Annotated in this window: 19 protein-coding genes; 11 read left to right on the forward strand and 8 right to left on the reverse strand. The window is 38.0% G+C overall.

The features are described 5' to 3' along the window. Window positions 1-450 precede the first annotated feature (450 nt). Window positions 451-2,568, reverse strand: a complete 2,118-nt coding sequence (locus VB694_RS15200) for a M3 family metallopeptidase (RefSeq protein WP_323361162.1) — start codon at window positions 2,566-2,568, stop codon at window positions 451-453. A gap of 238 nt (window positions 2,569-2,806) precedes the next feature. On the opposite strand from VB694_RS15200, the gene VB694_RS15205 reads away from it, so the two are divergent. The 5 genes from VB694_RS15205 (at window position 2,807) to arsS (ending at window position 8,014) form a co-directional block, all read left to right on the forward strand. Beyond that, complete coding sequence (locus VB694_RS15205) at window positions 2,807-3,592, forward strand: dienelactone hydrolase family protein (RefSeq protein ID WP_323361215.1); 786 nt, start codon at window positions 2,807-2,809, stop codon at window positions 3,590-3,592. 154 nt (window positions 3,593-3,746) lie between these two features. Then, window positions 3,747-4,124: a DUF1823 family protein gene (locus VB694_RS15210; RefSeq protein WP_323361163.1), complete on the forward strand. Its 378-nt coding sequence runs from the start codon at window positions 3,747-3,749 to the stop codon at window positions 4,122-4,124. Between the two features lie 420 nt (window positions 4,125-4,544). Further along, on the forward strand, window positions 4,545-5,588 hold the full coding sequence (locus VB694_RS15215; RefSeq protein WP_323361164.1) for a 3-deoxy-7-phosphoheptulonate synthase: 1,044 nt from the start codon (window positions 4,545-4,547) through the stop codon (window positions 5,586-5,588). Between the two features lie 124 nt (window positions 5,589-5,712). After that, entirely contained in the window at window positions 5,713-6,681 is a 969-nt protein-coding gene (gene arsM, locus VB694_RS15220; RefSeq protein ID WP_323361165.1) for an arsenosugar biosynthesis arsenite methyltransferase ArsM, read from the forward strand. A gap of 319 nt (window positions 6,682-7,000) precedes the next feature. Continuing rightward, a complete protein-coding gene (gene arsS / locus VB694_RS15225; protein WP_323361166.1) occupies window positions 7,001-8,014 on the forward strand; it encodes an arsenosugar biosynthesis radical SAM (seleno)protein ArsS in 1,014 nt (337 codons plus the stop codon). A gap of 87 nt (window positions 8,015-8,101) precedes the next feature. Here arsS and VB694_RS15230 read toward each other — a convergent pair whose 3' ends face one another. Then, window positions 8,102-8,920 (reverse strand): anti-sigma factor, encoded by an 819-nt coding sequence (locus VB694_RS15230; protein WP_323361167.1) that lies wholly within the window; start codon window positions 8,918-8,920, stop codon window positions 8,102-8,104. Continuing rightward, a complete protein-coding gene (locus VB694_RS15235; RefSeq protein WP_323361169.1) occupies window positions 8,913-9,518 on the reverse strand; it encodes a sigma-70 family RNA polymerase sigma factor in 606 nt (201 codons plus the stop codon). Before VB694_RS15235 ends, VB694_RS15230 begins: the two co-directional genes overlap by 8 nt. A gap of 343 nt (window positions 9,519-9,861) precedes the next feature. Here VB694_RS15235 and VB694_RS15240 point away from each other — a divergent pair, with 343 nt between their 5' ends. The 4 genes from VB694_RS15240 (at window position 9,862) to VB694_RS15255 (ending at window position 13,646) form a co-directional block, all read left to right on the forward strand. After that, a complete protein-coding gene (locus VB694_RS15240; protein ID WP_323361170.1) occupies window positions 9,862-10,377 on the forward strand; it encodes a thioredoxin family protein in 516 nt (171 codons plus the stop codon). 570 nt (window positions 10,378-10,947) lie between these two features. Beyond that, on the forward strand, window positions 10,948-11,799 hold the full coding sequence (locus tag VB694_RS15245; protein WP_323361171.1) for a cytochrome c biogenesis CcdA family protein: 852 nt from the start codon (window positions 10,948-10,950) through the stop codon (window positions 11,797-11,799). Between the two features lie 131 nt (window positions 11,800-11,930). After that, window positions 11,931-12,644, forward strand: a complete 714-nt coding sequence (locus VB694_RS15250; RefSeq protein ID WP_323361216.1) for a TVP38/TMEM64 family protein — start codon at window positions 11,931-11,933, stop codon at window positions 12,642-12,644. A 195-nt stretch (window positions 12,645-12,839) separates the two neighbouring features. Then, window positions 12,840-13,646: a TVP38/TMEM64 family protein gene (locus VB694_RS15255; RefSeq protein WP_323361172.1), complete on the forward strand. Its 807-nt coding sequence runs from the start codon at window positions 12,840-12,842 to the stop codon at window positions 13,644-13,646. A gap of 71 nt (window positions 13,647-13,717) precedes the next feature. Here VB694_RS15255 and VB694_RS15260 read toward each other — a convergent pair whose 3' ends face one another. Next, on the reverse strand, window positions 13,718-15,628 hold the full coding sequence (locus tag VB694_RS15260; RefSeq protein ID WP_323361173.1) for an acetate--CoA ligase family protein: 1,911 nt from the start codon (window positions 15,626-15,628) through the stop codon (window positions 13,718-13,720). Between the two features lie 219 nt (window positions 15,629-15,847). Between VB694_RS15260 and VB694_RS15265 the strand changes: the two genes are divergently transcribed. Beyond that, complete coding sequence (locus VB694_RS15265) at window positions 15,848-16,042, forward strand: hypothetical protein (protein ID WP_323361174.1); 195 nt, start codon at window positions 15,848-15,850, stop codon at window positions 16,040-16,042. 38 nt (window positions 16,043-16,080) lie between these two features. Here the strand turns inward: VB694_RS15265 and hetI are convergent, their stop codons facing one another. Both hetI and VB694_RS15275 read right to left on the reverse strand, forming a co-directional pair. Beyond that, window positions 16,081-16,800, reverse strand: a complete 720-nt coding sequence (gene hetI, locus VB694_RS15270; protein ID WP_323361175.1) for a 4'-phosphopantetheinyl transferase HetI — start codon at window positions 16,798-16,800, stop codon at window positions 16,081-16,083. Between the two features lie 86 nt (window positions 16,801-16,886). Then, the gene (locus tag VB694_RS15275; RefSeq protein WP_323361176.1) at window positions 16,887-17,951 is read right to left on the reverse strand and encodes a YheT family hydrolase; all 1,065 of its coding nucleotides are present in this window, start codon (window positions 17,949-17,951) and stop codon (window positions 16,887-16,889) included. A gap of 158 nt (window positions 17,952-18,109) precedes the next feature. Between VB694_RS15275 and VB694_RS15280 the strand changes: the two genes are divergently transcribed. Next, complete coding sequence (locus VB694_RS15280) at window positions 18,110-18,853, forward strand: response regulator transcription factor (protein ID WP_323361177.1); 744 nt, start codon at window positions 18,110-18,112, stop codon at window positions 18,851-18,853. A 134-nt stretch (window positions 18,854-18,987) separates the two neighbouring features. Here the strand turns inward: VB694_RS15280 and VB694_RS15285 are convergent, their stop codons facing one another. Both VB694_RS15285 and VB694_RS15290 read right to left on the reverse strand, forming a co-directional pair. Then, window positions 18,988-20,373, reverse strand: coding sequence for an aldehyde dehydrogenase (locus VB694_RS15285; protein ID WP_323361178.1), 1,386 nt, complete (start codon window positions 20,371-20,373; stop codon window positions 18,988-18,990). Window positions 20,374-20,562: 189 nt separating this feature from the next. Then, window positions 20,563-21,678, reverse strand: coding sequence for a hybrid sensor histidine kinase/response regulator (locus VB694_RS15290; RefSeq protein ID WP_323361179.1), 1,116 nt, complete (start codon window positions 21,676-21,678; stop codon window positions 20,563-20,565). Window positions 21,679-21,786 lie beyond the last annotated feature (108 nt).

A 21,786-nucleotide genomic window follows, 5' to 3' on the forward strand; every position in this document is an offset into this window, starting at 1 on the left:
GCTGCTAGTACTGAGCATCAGAATTGATGTTCTCAACTTCGCTCAAAAACCTAGTCAGCAAATAGGCACAAATGAACTTTATTTTTTAGTTATTTAGTTTTTAGTTATTACAACTAAAGCTCACAAATGAGCAAAAAACTAATAAAACTTTAAGTTTATTTGCGCTTAGTTACTTAAAATTGCAACTAGGCTTTCAATAAATTAAGCATACTCTTAATTTAGCCTAATAAACTTTACGAAATATGATGTTAGTTATTATTTTTCATCTATATTAATCTTTGTTAACAGGACTTCATTAACTTTTAATAAAATTTTTTAAAAAATAAAAATAAATAAATGTTTATCTAATCAATACATACTTTGTGTATATAAATTGTATTTGATTTTAGTTAAGTCCTAGATTTTAAATATCTTGTTGGGTTAACGACAACGTAACCCAACCCCCTAATTTTATACAGCAGGTAGCAAACCATTATGTTTGAGTAAAGCCGTGGTACTGGGTTCTCGACCCCGGAAGGCTTGAAAAACTGCCATTGGGTGCATACTACCACCCATAGCTAAAACAGTATCTCGGTAGCGTCTACCAGTAGCATGAATTGCTTCCTCATCTTCTAACCCAGCTTCTTCAAAGGCAGCAAAAGCATCAGCACTCAGAACTTCCGCCCACTTATAGCTATAGTAACCAGCCGCATAACCACCTTCAAAAATGTGACCAAAGGCACATAAGAAACCATCTTCAGGTAGTGGTGATAAAACGGTAGTAGTTTTGGCAATGCGTTGACGGACATCCACAGGAGTCTCATCACCACCAGGACGATAGCGATAGTGTAGTTCCAAATCGACACTGCTGAGATGAATTTGCCGCAACATCGCCGAACCGCTCATGTAATTACGGGCTGCTAACAGCTTTTGATAATAATGCTCTGGTAGAGATGCACCCGTTTTATAGTGTTTAGCCATACCAAACAAAGTGGTTCGGTCATAACACCAGTTTTCCATGAATTGGCTAGGCAATTCCACAGCATCCCATTCAACATTATTTATACCTGCCGCTCCAGTATAGTCAACTTTGGTGAGCATATGGTGTAAACCATGTCCAAACTCGTGGAACAAAGTTTCTACTTCGTCAAAAGTCATCAAACTGGGCTTATTATCAACTGGTGGAGTTTGGTTGCAAACCAAATAAGCTACAGGTAAGCGAACACTAGATATGCCCAGTTCTGTAATTTTGCGACGATGAATACAAGCATCCATCCAAGCACCACCACGTTTTTCGGCTGGACGACTATAGGGGTCTAGATAAAAGTAGGCGATCGCATTACCATATTTATCCGAGATTTTAAAATAGCGGACATCTTCATGCCAAACAGGGGCTTGACCATCTGCTGGTGTCACATTTACACCAAATAGCCGTTTAATTAGTCCAAATAACCCATCTAGCACCTGGGGAAGAGGAAAATAAGGACGTAATTCCTCCTCAGTAAAAGCAAACTTGACTTCTCTTTGACGTTCAGCCCAAAAGCTGATATCCCAATGCTGCAAATTATCTGCTTCTGCGGCTTTTTGGGATTTAGCAAAATCTTTAAGTGCTTCTAAGTCTTTAACAGCCGCATTATAACTAGCTTGGCGTAATTCTTCCAGTAGCTTTTCAACTGCTGGCACATTCTTGGCCATTTTACTAGCTAAACTGAGTTCGGCAAAATTCTCAAAGCCAATTAATTCGGCAAGTTCCTGGCGTAACTTTAAAATGCTTTCAATCAAAGGGTTATTATTTAATTCCCCAGAAGAAGCACGAGTAATATAAGCTTTGTATAATTTTTCCCGCAGATCCCGACGGGTACTGTGTTGCATGAAGGGAAAATAACTAGGAAAATCCAAAGTAATATGCCAAGGTCCATTTTCTGGATTAGCATATTCTTCCCCAGCGATGCGAGCAGCTTGGGCGGCTAAACTCAGTAAACTCCTGGGTAAACCATTGATTTCGGCTTGAGTTGTTAAAACTAAGCTAAAAGTTTTAGTAGCATCCAGGAGATGATTAGAAAACTGAGTAGCCAATTCTGCTAACTGCATTTGAATAACATTAAAACGCTCTCGCGCTTTTCCTTCCAAACCCACACCAGACAGCTTTGCATCTCGAATCGCAGCTTCCACAATGCGCTGTTGGGCTGGTTCTAAAAATTCCCAACTCTCACTAGTGCGGAGGGCTTTAAAAGCCTTGTAGATAGGTTTGCTTTGTCCCAGGGTGTTAATAAACTGTACTACTTGTGGCTGAACCTTTTGATAGGCTATACGTAATTCTGGGCTATTTTTAACACCCATTAGATGGTTCAGTATCCCCCAACTCCAGTACAACCTCTCTGTCAACTTTTCCAGCGGTTCAACTAAACCACTCCAAGTCGGTTGTACATGAGCTTCTAATTGAGCTTCTAATATAACTAGTTGTTGTTGTAATTCTGATAACAGATGCTTAAAAGCTGGTTCTACTTGCTCCGGTGTAATATCTGCAAATGAAGGTAAACCACAGCCTTGGAGTAGGGGATTTTGAGAAATAGTAGCAGTTGCACTCATGGTTTTATGTTAGTAGCCGATCAATAGGCGAAACAACAATGACTTTTATTTATATAACTAATAATGTAACGTGACTAAACAATTTAGCCTTGCTAGAATGGCATTCTTATTAGCTGATGGAAATCAGCCAGAAAGCAGAAGCAAAATTTTCGCACTTAAGATATCAGGCACAGATGGTTTTTTTAATAGTTTTCCAGGGATAATTTACCATGATCAGTGTTTTAGTATTTACAAAGTCATGAAAATTTTGCTTTCTGTTTTGTTTACACCTGTAGTTGTCTTGCTGACTTCTATGGATGTATTGGCAGCAATTAAAACCAAAACAATCGAATATAAGCAAGGAAATACGATTTTAAAAGGATATCTGGCTTATAATGACGCTATCAAAAATAAGCGTCCAGGTGTGTTAGTGGTTCATGAATGGAATGGTTTACAGTCCTATGCGAAACAACGGACTGAACAATTAGCAAAACTAGGTTATGTTGCTTTTGCTGCTGATATCTATGGTAAGGGCATAAGACCAAAAAACCCAGAAGAATCAGGTAAACAAGCAACTATTTATCGCCAGGATCGCAAATTATTAAGGGAACGTGCCAACGCAGGTTTAGAAGTTTTGAAAAAATTTTCCTTGACAGATACTAAACGCATTGCTGCTATTGGTTACTGTTTTGGTGGTGGTACAGTGTTAGAATTAGCCCGCAGTGGGGCAAATATTGCTGGTGTAGTTAGTTTTCACGGTAACTTGGACACCCCTAACCCCGAAGATGCCAAAAACATCAAAGCCAAGGTATTAGTTTTGCATGGTGCTGATGATCCCTTTGTACCACAGCAGCAAGTTCAAGGCTTTGAAAATGAAATGCGCTTGGCTAATGTGGACTGGCAATTAATTTCTTATGGTGGGGCAGTTCATGCTTTCAGCAACCCAGTTTATAAAGGCGAAATCAAGGGCGCACTTTATGATCAAAAAGCAGATCAGCGTTCTTGGCAAGCTATGCGACAATTTTTTGCAGAAATCTTTCGTTAAATAAAAAAAGTCGGAGACCTTATCATCGTTCATATCTAGATCCCCGACTTCTAAGATCAATTTATCATTTATGGACACAATAAATAAAAGAAGTCGGGGATCTTATCGCCTTACCTGAATTCTTACCTAACCACAGACAAATTTAAAATTGCTTATGTCTAACTTGCCACCACTCAACACAGAAACAATTTGGGCGATTATCAACGATACAATTGATGATGCTACCGTTAACCAATTGGTATGGTATCACTTAGGTTATCGCTATGACCCTACAACTAAAACGTGGGATACAACTCAAGCATCACCAGAATGGCGAGATGAATACCCACAACCAACAAATTTTCTGGAATCTCGCCCCGCTACTATGAAATTAACTCGCTCTATTCCTCAAGAGAATAAACAACTACTTAAACAAAAGCTGGGTTTTAAAGGTTACAAAATTGGTGAATTTAGTCCTAGAGAAACTCGACGAGCTACAGCAGCAGGTTGGTTGTTAAGTTATATGGTCATAACTACTGGAAAAATTGAATAATCGGAAACAGCAGATATGGGGTAATAATTATTATAGATGATAATTTTTACCAAATATCTGCTTTTTTATAGATTAATAATTTATTAGTTATTGTTTTAATATATTATTAATGGAATGTATAGAATTAATAAACAGTAATTAGTGTTTAGTCAAATCTAATCCCATCAAATAATTAAAAACTGGCGTTGCTGAATTGGCGTATGATTTTTGGAGGTAGAGACGTTCCATGGAACGTCTCTACAAAGGTCTTGAATGTATGCAAAATTATTTTCATCCCTAAAATCAGCAACGCCTAAAAACTCAAGTAAATCAATTGGTGTTATTCAAATAATAGGTGACTATCTTGTATTTTTGCTTAAAACTGTGTATAGTATTCGTTTACACAACCACAAGCATCACGCAACTGTAGATATTTTTACCATGATCAACAAATTAATCAACACGAACATTAAAAGTTCGCACGTTTTGTTAACTCCCAACCAAGTTAAGGAAAAATTACCTTTAACTAAATCTGCTGAATACACAATTTTGAAATTCAGACAACAACTAGAACAAATTCTAGATTTCCAAGATCACAGAAAATTTATTGTAGTTGGACCCTGTTCCATTCATGATCCTAAAGCAGCGATGGAATATGCTGAAAGATTGAAAATCTTAGCAGAAAAAGTTGAGGATAAATTGCTGCTAATTATGCGGGTTTATTTTGAAAAACCTAGAACTACTGTAGGCTGGAAAGGATTAATTAATGATCCCGATATGGATGATTCTTTCCATGTTGAAAACGGGATTTTAATTGCTCGTAGTTTATTATTAAAACTGGCAGAATTTGGATTACCAACAGCAACAGAGGCACTTGATCCGATCATTCCTCAATATATTAGTGAATTGGTTGCTTGGTCAGCAATTGGAGCGAGAACAACTGAATCACAAACTCACCGAGAAATGGCTAGTGGTCTTTCCATGCCAGTGGGTTTTAAAAATGGGACTGATGGTAATATTAATGTGGCTTTGAATGCTCTCAAATCAGCTAAAGCTCCACATAATTTTTTAGGAATTAATCAAAAGGGACAGGTAAGTGTATTTCAAACTAGAGGTAATCCTCATGGTCATGTAATTTTACGTGGTGGCAGTCAGCCTAACTTTGATCCCGAAAATGTTAGATTTGTAGAAGAACAATTAAAAGCCGCAGATTTACCACCAAGGATAGTAATTGATTGCAGTCATGGTAATACCAATAAAGATTACAAATTACAACCTGTTGTTTTAGAAAACATCATTCAGCAAATAGTTGATGGTAATACTTCCATATTAGGCATGATGTTGGAATCAAATTTATATGCAGGTAATCAACCAATTACTGGTAAACGTGAAGAGTTACAATATGGTGTTTCAGTAACTGACAAATGTATTGGTTGGGAGGAAACAGAAAGAATTATTTTAGAAGCTCACGCCAAACTCAAGTGAATTTAATCATGTATGAGAAACGCAGAGAAATTAATCTGCGTAACTCTGCATTTAAAAATTACTGAAAATCCATCATAATTAGCAATACAGCAAACTTTTCCTGTAATATCACCAGAAAATTCTCATGACCTATCTTGAAACAACCGCTAACTTTTATAGTGAAGTCGCCGAAACACCACAAATTGGATTATGTTGTGTCCAAAGTAGTCCTCTACAGCTACCTGGACTAAAAATTCCCATCCAGATGCAGGAAATGAATTATGGTTGCGGTACAACCGTTCACCCTACAGAACTAGCTAACGACCCAACTGTACTGTATGTAGGCGTTGGTGGTGGATTGGAAGCACTGCAATTTGCTTATTTTTCTCGCCGTCCGGGGTCAGTGATTGCAATTGAGCCTGTAGCAGCTATGCGGTTAGCAGCAATTCGGAATTTAGAACTTGCTGCTCAAGAAAATCCTTGGTTTGAGCCGAATTTTGTGGAAATTCGAGAAGGAGATGCTTTTGCTTTACCTGTTCCTGATGCTTCTGTAGATGTAGTAGCACAAAATTGTCTATTTAATATTTTTAAACCAGCAGATTTACACTTAGCTTTAAAAGAAGCTTTTCGGGTTTTAAAGCCCAATGGCCGCTTACTGATGAGCGATCCTATTGCTACTCGTCCCATTCCTGAACATCTGCAAAATGATGAACGACTGCGGGCTATGTGCCTATCGGGAGCAATGACTTATGAGCAGTATATCGAACATCTTGTTAATGCTGGCTTTGGTCAGGTAGAAATTCGGGCGCGTCGTCCTTACCGTATCCTCAATCGTCAAAATTATGGTTTAGAATCACATTTACTATTAGAAAGTCTCGATTGTGTAGCTTTTAATGTGCCAATTCCTGAAGATGGTGCTTGTATTTTTACAGGTAAAACAGCTATTTACACTGGAGTAGAACCCTTTTTTGATGACAAAGCTGGACACATTCTCCAAGAAGGAGTCCCAGCGGCTGTATGTGATAAAACTGCTGCCAAATTAGCTGCATTACACACAGAAGAAATACTCATTACAGATTCAACTTGGCATTACAATGGTGGCGGCTGTTGTTAGTTATTCTTCCTTCATTAACCCAAATTGCTAGTTATCTAGTTAAGGCTGGTAATAGGTAATAGGTAATTGGTGATAAAATCGCAGTCTTAATCCTGTTCATCCTTAAATCCTGTAAATCATGATTCTGACAATTTCCCTAACTAGCAACGTAAGTATTCAGCTATAGCACTCGTTCATACCCAGATCCCCGACTTCTAACATCAATTTATAATTTGTGAACACAATAAATAAAAGAAGTCGGGGATCTTATCGCCTTACCTGAATTCTTACCTAGCAACTTACGTAATTAGTTTTTTGTAGCTTAGAATTAAGATTAAAAATGGTTCAGCAAAAAGTAATTCCTTTATCTTTAGATTCAGTTATCACACCTTTTAGAAATAAGCTGAATTTACCTTTAACAAAAAAGCAAATTACTGTTTTACAAATCAATTTGGGGAAACGTTGTAATTTGGCTTGTAGTCATTGTCATGTAGAAGCTAGTCCCAAACGCACCGAAGAACTTTCTCCAGAAGTTTGTCAGCAATTAATTACATTAATTGAGAAATTCCCCCAAATTAAAATTGTAGACTTGACAGGTGGCGCTCCGGAAATGCTCTATGGTTTTAAACCAATTGTAGAGGCCGCACGAGCTAATGGTAAACAGGTAATTGTGCGTTCTAATTTGACTATTTATTTTGAATCAGGGTTTAGTGATATTCCTGATTATTGCGCTCAACATCAAGTCAGAATTGTGGCTTCTTTACCTTGCTATCTCTCTGACAACGTTGATAAAATGCGGGGAAATGGTGTGTATGATGCCTCAATTCGCGCTCTGCAATGGCTGAATCGTCTTGGTTATGGTCAAGACCCCAATTTAATCCTTGACTTAGTTTATAATCCTCAACTTCCGGCTACAGAGAACTTTTCTCTCACTCCTAATCAAGCTAGTCTGGAACAAGATTATAAGGTGTTCTTACAAGAACATTTTGGGATTTGTTTTAACAACTTATTCGCAATTACAAATCTGCCAATTGGACGAACTAAGTTATATTTAGAACGCAAAGAACTACACAGACCTTATCTGCAATTTCTAGAATCTAATTTTAACTCTACTACCGTTGAGCATTTAATGTGTAGAGATGAACTCTCTATTGACTATCTAGGTAATGTCTATGATTGCGATTTTAATCAGATGGAAAATCTACCATCAAAAACTCATGATGGTGAAATGCTAACTGTTAATAAATTATTGAATGCTGGCACATTAGATTTAATCGAAAATATCAGAACGGCAAATTACTGTTACGGTTGTACTGCTGGTTCTGGTTCTAGTTGTGGCGGTACTTTAATTTGATCTAAACCCAACATTTATCAGCATTTGTTGGGTTTCGCTGTTGCTTAACCCAACCTACAAAAACTTTTAACTAAAAAGTATTGGATGTCAAATTTGTGAACTTTTCATGATGACAGTGCCGGTGGGACGAGAGACATTTGGATCTTTTTCTAAGGTGACAATTATCCCAGAAAATTCTGGGTGAGAAAATTCTTTGTACATTTGATTTGTAAATGGTAACTCATAGGCAGCATTTCCCCAAAGATATGGCTTGACTTCACCACAGGGTAATTTCTCACTAGCAACAACTGTCCATAATAAGTAGACATAACCAGGAGGTGGGGCGGGAAGATTTTGAAAAAGCATTACCGCTTTTTGTTGTTCAGGATTGATAACTATACTCCCTGAAGCCACCTCTGTGGAGTTGACTCCTTTTAAAGTAAACAGTCGCGTTTCATTATTTTGGAGCATGGATTTCACTACTTGAGCTTGGGTAAAATCCCGGACTAAACGCTGGTTTTCTGCTGTGATTATCCCCAGATTTTGTCGTAACCGATAGTTATCAACTCCTAGAACTACTGCACATAGTACAGCAATGCTACCAAAAATTCTTCTCCATGGAAGTGGTTTTTGTGTTGGCGTTGACTTGTTAATTTCCTTAACTTTAATCTCTTGTACAGTAGCTTGATGAGCAGAGTTTTGAGCTTGTTCTAGAATTTTGGGTAGTAGATGGGCTGGTGCTTCTACTTGAGTAAAGCCATCTAATACTTGTCGCAGAACTTCCTGCAAATCATCAATTTCAGTAATCAGTTCTGGATGTTCATCAATTAAGAGCCGAAACTCTTCAGCTTCTTCAGGGGTGAGATCATCAACGACAAACCCCGCAGCTAGGTTATTTATATATTCGGAATCAAAAGATTTATTCATATATTGATAAATCAGAATCTAGCAAAATGCGCTTGAGTTTTATTAATGCTTGGCGAGTACAGGTTTTGACTGTCCCTAGAGGAATATCTATTTTTTTAGCGATTTCTGACTGACTTAATCCTTGGTTATAAGCTAGTTCGATAACCTGACGTTGCTTTTCTGGGAGTTCTAAAAGAGCATTGTAAATTCGTCCTGATCGTTCTGCAAAACTCGCCTTTTCAATGGGTGTTGGTTCTGGGATTGTTTCATTTGTCATAGTTTGTCCCCATTTTTCCACAAGTTTGAGTTGTCTAGTTCGAGCGCGTAGCTTATCTATTGCCCGCGATCGCGTTACCGTTACCAAGTAGCGCACAAAAAAGCGACAATCTGGATTACTAGATGCTTTTCGCCACAGTGTGAGAAAAATTTCTTGAGTCAAGTCTTCAGCTTCTTGGGAATCAGCCAAAATTTTTAGAGCTAATCCATAAACTAAGCGACCATGACGATTGAATAAAACGCTTAATGCCGAAGAGGCGCCATTTTTGAGCGCCATAAACAAAGCTTCATCTGTAGAAGATGAAAAATCTTGAGAATTGGACTGGGGAAGGTTAGACTCCATGCTGTTGCAAAAACAGGTATAAATATATGCCAGAGCAAGTCAGGGTTAAGCTTTCTGCCATTACCTCTCTCCAAAATTAGAACAGCTAAACTCTTTCCTCTAGAAAATACCATCTATTCTGATGACGACTGATATCAGGCGATCGGATTGGATACTCTCAAAAAATAATTTATCAATAAATTGGATTTAATTAAATCCAGTTTTGATCATCACTCGTCTTATAGATAGATGCCCCACAATTCACCATTGCAGTTGCGATTTTGAGGATAACAAGCACAAAATGCACTCCCAGGCGCATTGTGGTAGCGTCCTGCAATTCAATATTGAGAACAGGAAAAATTTAATGTCTAAATATATAGATTCCTTGCTGAAAATTTCTTTGAGCAGCCTAGTTTTTACTGCATCAATGTTAGCTACAACCTCAACTACTATTTCTGCAACTGAAACTCAATCATCAATTACGAAAATTGCTCAGGTAAAACCATCTACTACTACCACCAATTCTGTAGGCGGACCTCTAGCTAAAGAACTTCAGGGAAAACCAGTGATAGTGGATGTATTTGCTACTTGGTGTGGTGGCTGCAAAAATATTGCCCCCACTCTATCGCAATTGAAACAAAAATATTCCGGCAAAGTTAACTTTGTGGTTTTGGATGTCACTGATAGAGCCAAACTGAAACAGACGGAAGCAATGGCGCAAAAATTAGGTTTGGGTAAATTCCTCAAAGCTAATAAGAGTAAAACCAGCACTGTAGCCATCATTGATCCGGCTACTGGCAATATTTTAGCCATCTACCAAAACAATGCTAATAAAGCAGACTACACCAAAATACTCGAAAAAGCTTTAAAGGGTGTTTGAAAAGTCATGATTGATGTATCAAATATTTTTACCCCTCCCTAACCCTCCCCTTATCAACTATCCATTACCCACATCTTTCTTAACAATCTTGAAACATTTATGTGGCAACGGTTTCAACGCTTGAAAATTTCCCTGCTCTTGACAAAATGTACCTTATTCTTCTTGATAAAAACTTTATTTTATTGAGAATAATCAACGGAGGATTAAGGTTTGGGGGTTTGCGAGCGATCGCTCTCACGAATGTTAAGAAAGATCCCGGTAATGGATAGCTTTTTAAGGGGGGATTAAGGGGGGTAAAAATGTGATAAAAATTACCGAATACCACTTTTCAAACATCCTCTAGGACTCAGTGAATTTTTAGCTGCAAATAAATCTCAAACAGGAATGCTCACAATCATCGATCCTGTTACAGGAAAAGTGTTAGCACAACACCGCAATAATCCTAATTTAGAAGATTACAAAACAGTTCTTGATGTTGCTTTAGCTAAATAAACCCATGAAATTGGAAAATTCCCAATCTCAAACTTTGTGCCTTGCTTTGCTTAGATGACTTGACTTAAGAACAAATCTATGAAACAAATACCTCAATTGTCAACAGAACAACCCTCTTTCCAGCGTTCTAAAATCTCAAAAAAATGGCTAATTTACGCTGGACTAGGATTGCTTACCCTAGTTCTAGTGATCACCCTTGGATCAGTAATTAGTCACCCGATTCAACAAGTCATTTCCATTGTTGAAAACCGTTATCAGCAGTGGTTTGATCAACAGGATACAGGAAATCCTTTGGTGTTGATACCTTTGGCGTTTATTGGTGGGGTACTTGCTAGTGTTTCCCCCTGTATCTTGGCACTTTTGCCTGTCAACCTCAGCTACATCGGCACATTAAATATTAAATCTCGTGGGGATGCTTTTATTAAAGCTGGCTTGTTTGTCCTGGGAGCAGTGACAATTTTAAGCCTGTTTGGCTTGGTTTCATCTTTTGCTGGGACTGTAATGGTGGAGTACCGAGGCTATATCAATATTGTTGTGGGATTGATTATGGCTGTAATGGGTTTGTGGTTGATGGGAGTGGTAAATATTCCCCTACCACAGATGAATGTGAATTTGCCCCAAGCTGGTCCTTATGGAGTGGGTTTGACCTTTGCTTTGGTGAGTTCTCCCTGTGCTAGTCCGGTGTTATTTGCAGTCTTAGCAGCCGCAGCGGCAACAGGTTCGCAGATATTGGGGACGCTGACGATGGTAAGTTATGCTTTGGGCTATACCCTGTTGATTTTCCTAGCTAGTTTATTTACAGGACTGGCTAAACAAAGTAAGCAGTTGTTACAACATTCTGAGGGAATTATCCGCTTTGGTAGTATGGCGCTGATTTTGACTGGGGCATATTACCTATTTACGGGGACTCAATGGTTTGTCGGAAGTTAGAACAATACAGCAGGAGTCAGGATTCTGAAGGGCGAAGCATTCGGAAAATAAACATAGGAAAAAACCGAGAATTTATCGCCCGAATGCTTCCCCCCTACATGGAAAAAAATGACCAAGAAAAAACCAATGAAATGAGCCAACCGAGAAAACGCCGATTCAGTTTCCAGATCAAACTATTGCTGATTAGTAGTTTAGTTGTTATGGCGATCGCTACTATTCAAAAATTTAACTTTCAGGAACTATTACGGACTTCATTAATTTGGGTGGAAAGTCTTGGTTCTTGGGGAGTAGCTGCATTTATCGTCATTTACAACATAGCAACAGTATTATTTATTCCCGGTGCTTTGTTGACTATGAGTGGAGGTGTATTATTCGGCTTAGTTTGGGGATCAATCTATGTTGTTATTGCGGCAACTTTGGGCGCAACCGGGGCTTTTTTCATTGGACGTTGTTTGTGTCGAAAAGTAATTTGTAGAATGATTGAAAATCATCCTCAGTTCCAAGCAATTGACAAAGCAATAGCCCAAGAAGGCTTCAAAATTGTCCTCCTGACTCGCCTTTCCCCCATTTTACCCTTCAATTTGTTAAATTACGCCTTTGGTGTAACTCAGGTTTCTGTGAGAGACTATATCTTGGGTTCTTTTGGTATCATTCCCGGTACTGTCATGTATGTTTATCTTGGTTCTCTGGTTAGCGATTTGGCTATGCTAGAAAAACCGAATCAGTTCACCAGTCCAGAAACCCAAATAATTCAATGGGTAATTCGGGGGGTGGGATTGATGGCTACAGTTGCACTGACCATTTATTTAGCACGCCTAGCCAAGAAATCTTTAGAGGATGTTTGAAAAGTTTTGGGCGATATAATTCACTTAATGAAAAATTAAGGGTTTGAAACCCACGGAGGTGGGTTTTGTTTGTGTAGCCGCTTAATGAAAAATTAAGGGTTTGAAACCCACGAAGGTGGGTTTTGTTTGTGTAGCCGTGACTTCTAGTCACCTTTTAAAACTTAAACACAAATGTTTAATCAGGAGAAATCACCAATGTTACAACCAGGATTGATTAATTTGATAGTTCCCCAAGATCAAAATAGAACTATTGCAGATATCTCAACTAAAAACTGGCAAAAGCTCATTAAATTCGCTGTCCTCATCCTGTTAGCATTTAGCGTTACTTTAGTATTTGCCACAGAACCAGCTTTCGGACAAGAATCGGCTCAAAACACTCCAGGATTTAATCCCCAAGTATGGTTAAAAAATGCTTTGCAATGGATTGATGGTCTTGGTGCTGTAGGAGCATTAGCATTTATTTTACTTTATATCATTGCCACCGTCGCCTTTTTGCCAGGATCAATCCTCACTCTTGGTGCAGGGGTTGTCTTTGGTGTGGTGATGGGTTCACTTTATGTCTTCATTGGTGCAACTATAGGAGCAGCAGCAGCTTTCTTAGTCGGACGTTATTTGGCGAGGGGTTGGGTGGCTAAGAAAATCGCAGATAATCATAAATTTCGGGCGATTGATGAAGCCGTAGGTAGAGAAGGACTAAAAATTGTCCTGTTAACCCGACTTTCTCCTATCTTCCCCTTTAACCTGTTGAACTATGCCTATGGTGTAACCGGAGTTTCCCTCAAAGACTACGTTCTGGGTTCAATTGGCATGATTCCCGGCACAATTATGTATGTTTATATCGGTTCTTTAGCGGGAAGTATTGCCACAATTGGTACTGACTCTCAACCCGGAAATCCCGGTGTCCAGTGGGCAATTCGGATTATCGGCTTTATCGCTACGGTTGCTGTGACAATTTATGTCACTAAGGTGGCTCGTAAGGCGTTAGAAGAGGAAGTTTTATAGTAATTTCTGTCCAAATTTACTACTTTTTAGATGAGAGGAAAATACACTTCATCAGCATTTTCGTTACTCCTTCACAAAATTGTGTCAATTTGCTGTAAATAAAGATTGAAAAAATCTTCCTCTTCTGTCAAGGTGTAATCTTCAATTAACCCTTTATGCTGAATAGAAACATTATTCTCTTTCTTAATTATTACAATTGAACCATCTATAGCATCCCTTAATAACATCATCTCTGTTTCAGTAGGATGATCTAAAATTACAATATTACTACCTTGGTAAACCATTCCTTCTGCTTCTAGAATGTCTTCTGAATATTCAGCAATTAGTAAATCCAGTTGGGGATGACGCAACAAAGTTTGGATATTGCGATTGTAATCTTGATGCAAAACTTTTTCGGAACGGTTGATAAATATTCCCTCACGACACACAGCACCTATTTTCATTTGGGGATGCTGTAAGAGAATGTGGTCAATTGTTGCTTGTAATTCGATGATAGTAATTTTATTGAAAGTGATAGTTGGTATTTTGGCATCTTGGGCTGATTGAAAAAAGGTTGATAAAATATGAGCAGGAACATCAACACTTGCACCTATAGCTGGGTTAAGGTGCATTAAAATTCCTGGTGCAGCGTTAATTTCTAAGATAGCAAAATTGCCCAATTGCCAAGAGTGGGCAATATTTTTAGCAATAACATCAATACCTAGACAAGTGAGGCGAAAATGTTGGGCGATGTCTTCAGCTAAGATAATATTATCAGGGTGAATTTTATTTGTGGCATTAATGCTGATACCACCAGATGATATATTAGCAACTTGGGAAAGATAAATAGTACAATTTTTCTCAAGTATACTATCTAAACTCAATCTTTGTTCATCTAAATATCGTTCCATTGCATCATCAATGACAATTTTACTCATCGGTGATGTGGGTGTATCACTCCGTTCTGGTTTACGATTTTCTTTTCTGATTAATTCTCTAATTGTTGAATAACCATTACCCACAACTGATGGTGGACGACGTTCTGTAGCCGCAACAAATTTACCATTTACGCATAATAACCGAAAATCATTTCCTGATATACTTTCTTCTACAATCACTCTAATTGATTCATCTTCTGGAATTGCTAATACTACCAAATCATAAGCAGATTTCAATTCTCTAGAATTTTGCACACCAGCAGTTACACCTATTCCTTTATGACCTACAACAGGCTTAATTACAACTGGATATCCAATTTCTCTAGCTACATCTAAAGCTTCTGCTTCGGAAACCACAATATCACCATGAGGAACGGGAAAACCCAACCGTTCTAAAAATTCCTTACAGTCATCTTTGCGAGTAGTGAATTCAGAATCTAGATGACTGTCAATATCAAAACTTGTTGCTACTCCTCGCACTTGTTTTTTACCATAACCATATTGCATTAATCCTTCTTCCCACAAATAGAAAGTAGGAATACCCTGTTGATATGCAGTTTGCCATAAAGCATAAACAGTAGGACCACCATAGACAGATTCCCGGAACTTATTTTGCAATTTAATTAACTGTTCCTCAAAGGTGAAATACCCATCTTTAGTAATACTTTCAAACCAATCCCAAACTAGGTAAACTACTCCTCTAGCTGTACGCTCATGTAATGCTTGAATACTGATTCTTACATAAGAGTGGTATGGTTTAATACTCCAAAGTTGAAAATGTAAACCCATATCTAATTTGCTCACTTCTGCAACAACATGAGCAAATAAATCAGCGTATAATTGATATTTTAGCTCGGCTAAGTGAGGATAGAAATCGCTGATAATAGCAATATAATCCTCCATTGGTAAGGGATCTCGATCTTCAGTTAAAGCAAAATCAAATACTAGCGCCCCTGTATCCAAATAAGGGTTTGATCCAATATAATACCTGAAGTTAAAAATATCAAAGGCATCAGTTCTTCTGGCATTAATGCGGATGACATCGGTGATTTGCTCTTGAGTCATTGATTTTCAATATATTGACAGTTTTTGAAACTAGTGACCCTACTCCAATTTACTCCTATTATCCCAAATATTTAGCTATCTCAGGGCATAATTTCAACTTAATTCAAGTTTCTGAAAATACTATCTAGAGAAGAAAGATAAAAATAATACCTGGGAAAGATTTAATAATTTTGCTGTTTTAATAAAAGAGAAATAGCTAATTAAAGAGGCAGCAAAGTTATGAATAACACACAGGCTGCTCTAAGAAATGAAGTTAGAGAACTTGCTGAAGAAGCATTTCACTGCAAGCTGATTTCAGGATATGGAGATGGAGCAGATATTAATGAATACCAAATTGTTTATCAAGGAAAACCTAGACATATATCTTTAGAACAAGCTCGTCTTTTCTTAATAGATTTAATTTATAGGAGTTAAATCTCTGATTTTTTCAATAAATCGGTAATCGGGGAGCTTTATAATTGCCAAAACTGGAAATTTCCGCCATGATTAGCCACAACCACCGCAGCAGCAAAATTATCTGCTGGTATTAATTCCCTTAGTTCCCAATTTCCTGTAACCAGTAATTGAGCCGGTTTTTTAGGTGTTAAGTCAATCTCAATTTGTTCCAATTGAACTAAACCATCTCCTGTAGCTTTTAAATAAGCTTCTTTACAAGTCCAGTATCGAAAGAATACTTGTTGCTTTTTTTCAGGAGGAAGTAATTTAATCACTTCATATTCTCTGGGTAAAAAGAAGCGTTTGGCTAGATTTTCTAAATCCGACATTGGGCGAATATATTCTAAATCTACCCCAATTAATCGCTGATAAGTTACACCACACAAGCCTAAATCTTGAGAATGGGACAAATTAAAAAATAGTCCAGAATCTGCAAACTTAGCTGCTAAAAGCGGCTTTCCTCGCTGTTGATAATCAAATTCTACCTGTGATGGTTTTATACCTAAATAACGTCCTAAAATAGTACGAAGACTACCACGACCAATAATAAAACGCTGCCGATGTTCTGGAAAATAAAATCGTTCTGCACGAGTAATTTCATCACTAGATAAAGTTTCTCGGAAAGATTGTATCTGTAATTCTGACTGCTTGAGGTCTATTTTCCAGATATGTACATCATCCGACGACAAAATTAAATTTTCGGGTGCAGGTAGCCAAATATGATTAAACGTAGTCACAAGTAATTAAAAATTCTAGTTTTCGGAGTTTTCAGATTCCCGACTTTTTAGAGAAGTCGGGGATTTGTTTTTGGGATTTGTGAAGGTTATTTTAGCATTTCCACTGTATTCAGCTGTTCAATACGCTTTTCTTCTATCCACTGTAAGATGCGATTCCAAGCCCACCATTGATCAGGATCTTGTGCTTGCTGTTGACACTTTTTACTACTTACATAACCTACATGACCACCGTAGGTAGTGAGTAACAAATTTATATCAGAATTTTTGGCACTAGCAGCTTTTAAATCAGCAACAATATCGGGATCAAATAAGGGGTCATCAGCAGCATAAATAATCAAAGTTGATTTTTGCAACTGAGGTAACAGATGTAAACCACTGCTGGCCTGATAATATTCTGCCACAGAACTAAAACCCAACCGCCCAATTACCAGTTCTTCATCAAATCCCCAAATGCTGTTTGCTCTTTCAATGGCGGCTGGGTCAAAATAACCATGATGAGTATGATGTAGTTTCCAGGCGAGTTTTTTCAATTCTCCAGCAATCCGGGATTCTACGTACTTCCCAAAAGGATGAGTGACCAAGTAAGTGAGCGATCGCAACGAATCCAAACTGGGACAAATCACTGCCCCACCAGCAACGTCAATATTTTTATGATCTAAATCTTGTGCCGATTTTATACCCCACAATGCCAATTGTCCGCCTAAAGAATACCCTGTAAACCAGCATTGACGAGGACAACCCATTGCTACAGCCTCAGCCGCAATTCTGACAAAATCTTCCCCTTCATGTAAACCATCGGAAGTTAAAGTTGGGGATAATGCCGCCGTTTGTCCATGCGCTCGCCAATCGAAGAGAACCACAGCATAACCTTGAGCATAAGCTTTACGTCCTAGCAATCTTAAAAACCATTGTTGTTCTAACTCACCTGTAATCCCATAAGTTCCAACAATTGTGCTATGAGCATTTTTGGGGATAGCAACCCAACCAAAAATTGGCACATCCTGCCCTCCTGTAAATACGACCTGCTGATAAAATGGCTCTGGATGTGGAGTTGTGTTTTCCCAATCTCGTCCTGCCCATAAAGCAGTGTAAGCCGTCATCGCAGCCCCATTTCGCAAGAAATAGGGCGGATTGTAAGTGGAGTCAAGCATCTTATGTTAATTTTTTTGTAAATTAGTCTTGATTTCAACATCTTTTAATCTTAATATTTATGTTAGATTTAAAGTCTTTTTAGAATCCAAATAGTAATCTTTGTATATCTCAAAGGTTCTTATTTATCCTTAAATAGAGTAGTCATAATTTTTTAAGAATGCCGAGGATTCTTGTCATAGACGATGACCCAGCAATTTCAGAACTTGTTGCCATCAACTTGGAAATGGCTGGCTACGATGTTAGTCAAGCTGAAGACGGCATCAAAGGTCAGGCGCTGGCTCTCCAGCTACAACCTGACTTGATCATGCTCGATTTAATGTTGCCCAAAGTAGATGGTTTTACCATTTGCCAACGCTTACGTCGGGATGAACGCACCGCTGAAATTCCAGTTTTAATGTTGACGGCTTTAAGCCAAACTCAATATAAAGTTGAGGGTTTCAATGCTGGTGCGGATGACTACTTGACCAAGCCTTTTGAAGTTGAAGAACTGCTGGCGCGAGTGCGAGCTTTGTTACGACGGACTGATCGCATTCCCCAAGCCGCAAAACACAGTGAAATTCTCAACTATGGTCCTCTTACCCTCGTTCCAGAAAGATTTGAGGCCATCTGGTTTAGTGAAACTGTGAAACTAACTCATTTGGAATTTGAGTTACTTCATTGCTTGCTTCAGCGTCATGGACAGACAGTTTCTCCCAGTGAAATTCTCCGAGAAGTCTGGGGCTATGATCCTGATGATGACATTGAAACTATTCGGGTGCATATTCGCCACTTGAGAACTAAGCTCGAACCAGATCCCCGCCATCCCCGTTATATCAAGACGGTTTATGGTGCTGGATACTGTTTAGAGTTGCCCAGTCTACCACCAACAATTGAGGGAACTACCGCTACATTGGTGGAGTGATATTTCCATCTACCTGATGATGATAGAGCTATAGCGATGCCTACGGCGTTTGCGTAGCGTCTCGAAGAGAGCAAAGCTATCGCACTCTCAAGATAGATCCTCGATTTTTTCAAAGTCGGGGATCTATTCTGTTACTAACCGCCAATAAGTCGTTTTAACAGGGGTAGTTTACCCTGATACGGGGCATAACGCCAATTAATATCTAGTCGAAATGAGTTTTTCAAGACACTTTTGTAATGAGAAAAGGTGTCAAAACCAGCTTTACCATGATAGCTACCAATTCCACTATCACCAACACCACCAAATGGTAATGAAGAAACGGCAACTTGCATGACTGTGTCATTGATACACACACCACCAGATGAAGTTGTTTGTAAAATTCGTTGTTGCAAGTTTTTATTTTCAGAAAATAGATATAAAGCTAAAGGTTTGGGTTTGGAGTTAATCAAATTGATAGCTTCATCAATATCTGTATATTCAATTATGGGCAGAATTGGTCCAAAAATTTCCTCTTCCATAATAGGATCTGCTAAGGAAATATGATCCAGTAATGTGGGTGCAATATAAAGTTCTTCTGGGTTAGTTTCTCCACCAGCTATAATTTCACCACATTTGAGAAAGTTAGCTAACCTATCAAAATGTTTTTTGCTAATAATTCTCGCGAAGTCTGGGCTAGTTGCTGGGGTTTCTCCATAAAATTCTTGCAGACATTTTTTTAAACCATTAACTAAATCTGGTTTGATTTTTTTATTAACTAATAGATAGTCAGGTGCAATACAAGTTTGTCCGGCGTTGATAAATTTACCCCAGGTAATGCGTCTGATCGTCTGCTCTAAATTTATTTCTGTATCAACTATACAAGGACTTTTACCACCTAATTCTAATGTGACTGGGGTGAGATGTTTTGCAGCTGCTGCCATAACGATTTTAGCAATGGCTGTACCACCTGTAAAAAAGATGTGATCGAATTTTTCTGCTAGTAACTTTTGACTGGTTTCTACTCCACCTTGTGCGACTGTAATATATTCTGGGAGGAAATATTTACTGATGAGTTCAGATAATAAATTGGCGGTGTGGGGTGCAAGTTCTGAAGGTTTGATAATTGCACAATTTCCCGATGCGATCGCACCGACTAAAGGCGCAATCATTAAATAAAATGGATAGTTCCACGGTCCAATTATTAAAACTATTCCTAGAGGTTCAGGATGAATTTTAGCTGAGTAAGGAAATAAATCCCAGGGAACTGTTGCTTTTTGAGGTTTAGTCCAATTAAGAATATTTTTGATGGCGTAATTTATTTCTTTAATCACACCGATTTCTGTAGCATAAGCTTCAAATTCTGGTTTATGTAAATCGGCGTTTAAGGCTTTAATAATATCGGCTTTGTTGTCTATGACTAATTGTTTGAGAGTTTTTAATTGAGTTAATCGAAAATCTACATCTTTAGTTTTACCAGTTATAAAAAACTCCCGTTGTTGGTTGAGAATTGCCCTGGGGTTGCTTGTTTCAACAGAAATCATATTTTCATCCTCAGCAGAGTTGAATATTTTTGTGATGTAAGTATTCAGCTATAGCAATCGTTCATACCCATATCCCCGACTTATTTTGTTGATTGTGTCCATAAATAATCAATTGATCTCAGAAATCGGGGATCTTATCTCCTCACCTGAATTCTTACTTTGTGATATGGTAACATGATTTCTTAATAATTAGGAGTTAGATTTTGGTTGTAAAGGTAAATTAACTATAAAAATACTACCTTTACCTAACTCAGAATTAACGCTAATTTTACCTTGATGTGCTTCGATAATAAGACGTACTAAATAGAGTCCTAAGCCACTACCAGAAAAATCGTGATTACCTTGACGAAATCGTTCAAATAAAGTCGATTGTTCTTGAGGTGGAATACCCACACCTGTATCTGCTATTTCAATGGTGATGAGATCATTAATATTACTTTGAGAATGAAAACGAAGAGTAACTGAACCGGAATTTGTAAATTTAATCGCGTTACCAATGAGATTGGTAAATAGACGATGTAATTCTAAGCGATCGCCTATGATGGTTTTGGTGTTTAAATCATCCGGTAAATCTAAATTAATAGGTAATGATTTCGCTTGAGCTAAGGGTGTTAATTCTCCAGATATTTCTGTTAACAACTGGCTGATATTTACTGGTTGAAATACTAAAGTTTTGCGTCCAGCTTCAAAACGATAAACTTCTAATAAGGTATTAACCATAGATAGCAAATTGCTGTTACTACGTGCCATCACAGTAATAGCTTCTTGCATTTGTGGTGATAAATCTCCTAAAGCACCTTGCTGAAATAACATCAACATCCGATCAGCTGCTACTAAAGGGGTGCGTAAGTCATGGGTAAGACGAGAAACAAAATCTTGACGCTGAAGGGCAATTTCATCACGTTCATCTATACTGTGTTTGAGTCGCAGGAGCGATCGCACTCTGGCCAGAAGTTCGTCCACGCTAACAGGTTTGCCAATAAAGTCATCTGCTCCTAAATCTAATCCTTGGGCTACGTTGGGTGTATCATGGGCAGTAATCAGCAGAATGGGGATATATTGCTGTAGGTTCAGTTCATTCCGAATGCGTCTAGTGACTTCATAGCCATCCATGTCTGGCATCATCAAATCAAGTAATACTAAATCATAAGCAGATGCTTCTAGTTTGGAAAGTGCTGAAGCCCCATTTTTGGCGCTGCTAGTTGTGTATCCTTCAGCTTCTAAGATAGTTTTGACTAGAAAAATATTATCGGGTGAGTCGTCTACAATTAGTATTTTAGCAGTACGTTTAATTTTGGAAATCATGATAATTTGGGCGTTAATTTATATCCAATTGTAAATTATTTCTAGTAACAATATGATGATCATTGATAAATTTACATATATCCCCGAATTTGCAGATTTGTTAATTCG

This window comes from Anabaena sp. UHCC 0451, assembly GCF_034931405.1.
Lineage (GTDB): Bacteria > Cyanobacteriota > Cyanobacteriia > Cyanobacteriales > Nostocaceae > RDYJ01.

What these genes read in the sequence shown, in the direction of transcription:
- VB694_RS15200 (WP_323361162.1), bottom strand. Translation starts at nt 2,568, where the DNA reads ATGAGTGCAACTGCTACTATTTCTCAAAATCCCCTACTCCAAGGCTGT.
- VB694_RS15205 (WP_323361215.1), top strand. Translation starts at nt 2,807, where the DNA reads ATGAAAATTTTGCTTTCTGTTTTGTTTACACCTGTAGTTGTCTTGCTG.
- VB694_RS15210 (WP_323361163.1), top strand. Translation starts at nt 3,747, where the DNA reads ATGTCTAACTTGCCACCACTCAACACAGAAACAATTTGGGCGATTATC.
- VB694_RS15215 (WP_323361164.1), top strand. Translation starts at nt 4,545, where the DNA reads ATGATCAACAAATTAATCAACACGAACATTAAAAGTTCGCACGTTTTG.
- arsM (WP_323361165.1), top strand. Translation starts at nt 5,713, where the DNA reads ATGACCTATCTTGAAACAACCGCTAACTTTTATAGTGAAGTCGCCGAA.
- arsS (WP_323361166.1), top strand. Translation starts at nt 7,001, where the DNA reads ATGGTTCAGCAAAAAGTAATTCCTTTATCTTTAGATTCAGTTATCACA.
- VB694_RS15230 (WP_323361167.1), bottom strand. Translation starts at nt 8,920, where the DNA reads ATGAATAAATCTTTTGATTCCGAATATATAAATAACCTAGCTGCGGGG.
- VB694_RS15235 (WP_323361169.1), bottom strand. Translation starts at nt 9,518, where the DNA reads ATGGAGTCTAACCTTCCCCAGTCCAATTCTCAAGATTTTTCATCTTCT.
- VB694_RS15240 (WP_323361170.1), top strand. Translation starts at nt 9,862, where the DNA reads ATGTCTAAATATATAGATTCCTTGCTGAAAATTTCTTTGAGCAGCCTA.
- VB694_RS15245 (WP_323361171.1), top strand. Translation starts at nt 10,948, where the DNA reads ATGAAACAAATACCTCAATTGTCAACAGAACAACCCTCTTTCCAGCGT.
- VB694_RS15250 (WP_323361216.1), top strand. Translation starts at nt 11,931, where the DNA reads ATGAGCCAACCGAGAAAACGCCGATTCAGTTTCCAGATCAAACTATTG.
- VB694_RS15255 (WP_323361172.1), top strand. Translation starts at nt 12,840, where the DNA reads ATGTTACAACCAGGATTGATTAATTTGATAGTTCCCCAAGATCAAAAT.
- VB694_RS15260 (WP_323361173.1), bottom strand. Translation starts at nt 15,628, where the DNA reads ATGACTCAAGAGCAAATCACCGATGTCATCCGCATTAATGCCAGAAGA.
- VB694_RS15265 (WP_323361174.1), top strand. Translation starts at nt 15,848, where the DNA reads ATGAATAACACACAGGCTGCTCTAAGAAATGAAGTTAGAGAACTTGCT.
- VB694_RS15275 (WP_323361176.1), bottom strand. Translation starts at nt 17,951, where the DNA reads ATGCTTGACTCCACTTACAATCCGCCCTATTTCTTGCGAAATGGGGCT.
- VB694_RS15280 (WP_323361177.1), top strand. Translation starts at nt 18,110, where the DNA reads ATGCCGAGGATTCTTGTCATAGACGATGACCCAGCAATTTCAGAACTT.
- VB694_RS15285 (WP_323361178.1), bottom strand. Translation starts at nt 20,373, where the DNA reads ATGATTTCTGTTGAAACAAGCAACCCCAGGGCAATTCTCAACCAACAA.
- VB694_RS15290 (WP_323361179.1), bottom strand. Translation starts at nt 21,678, where the DNA reads ATGATTTCCAAAATTAAACGTACTGCTAAAATACTAATTGTAGACGAC.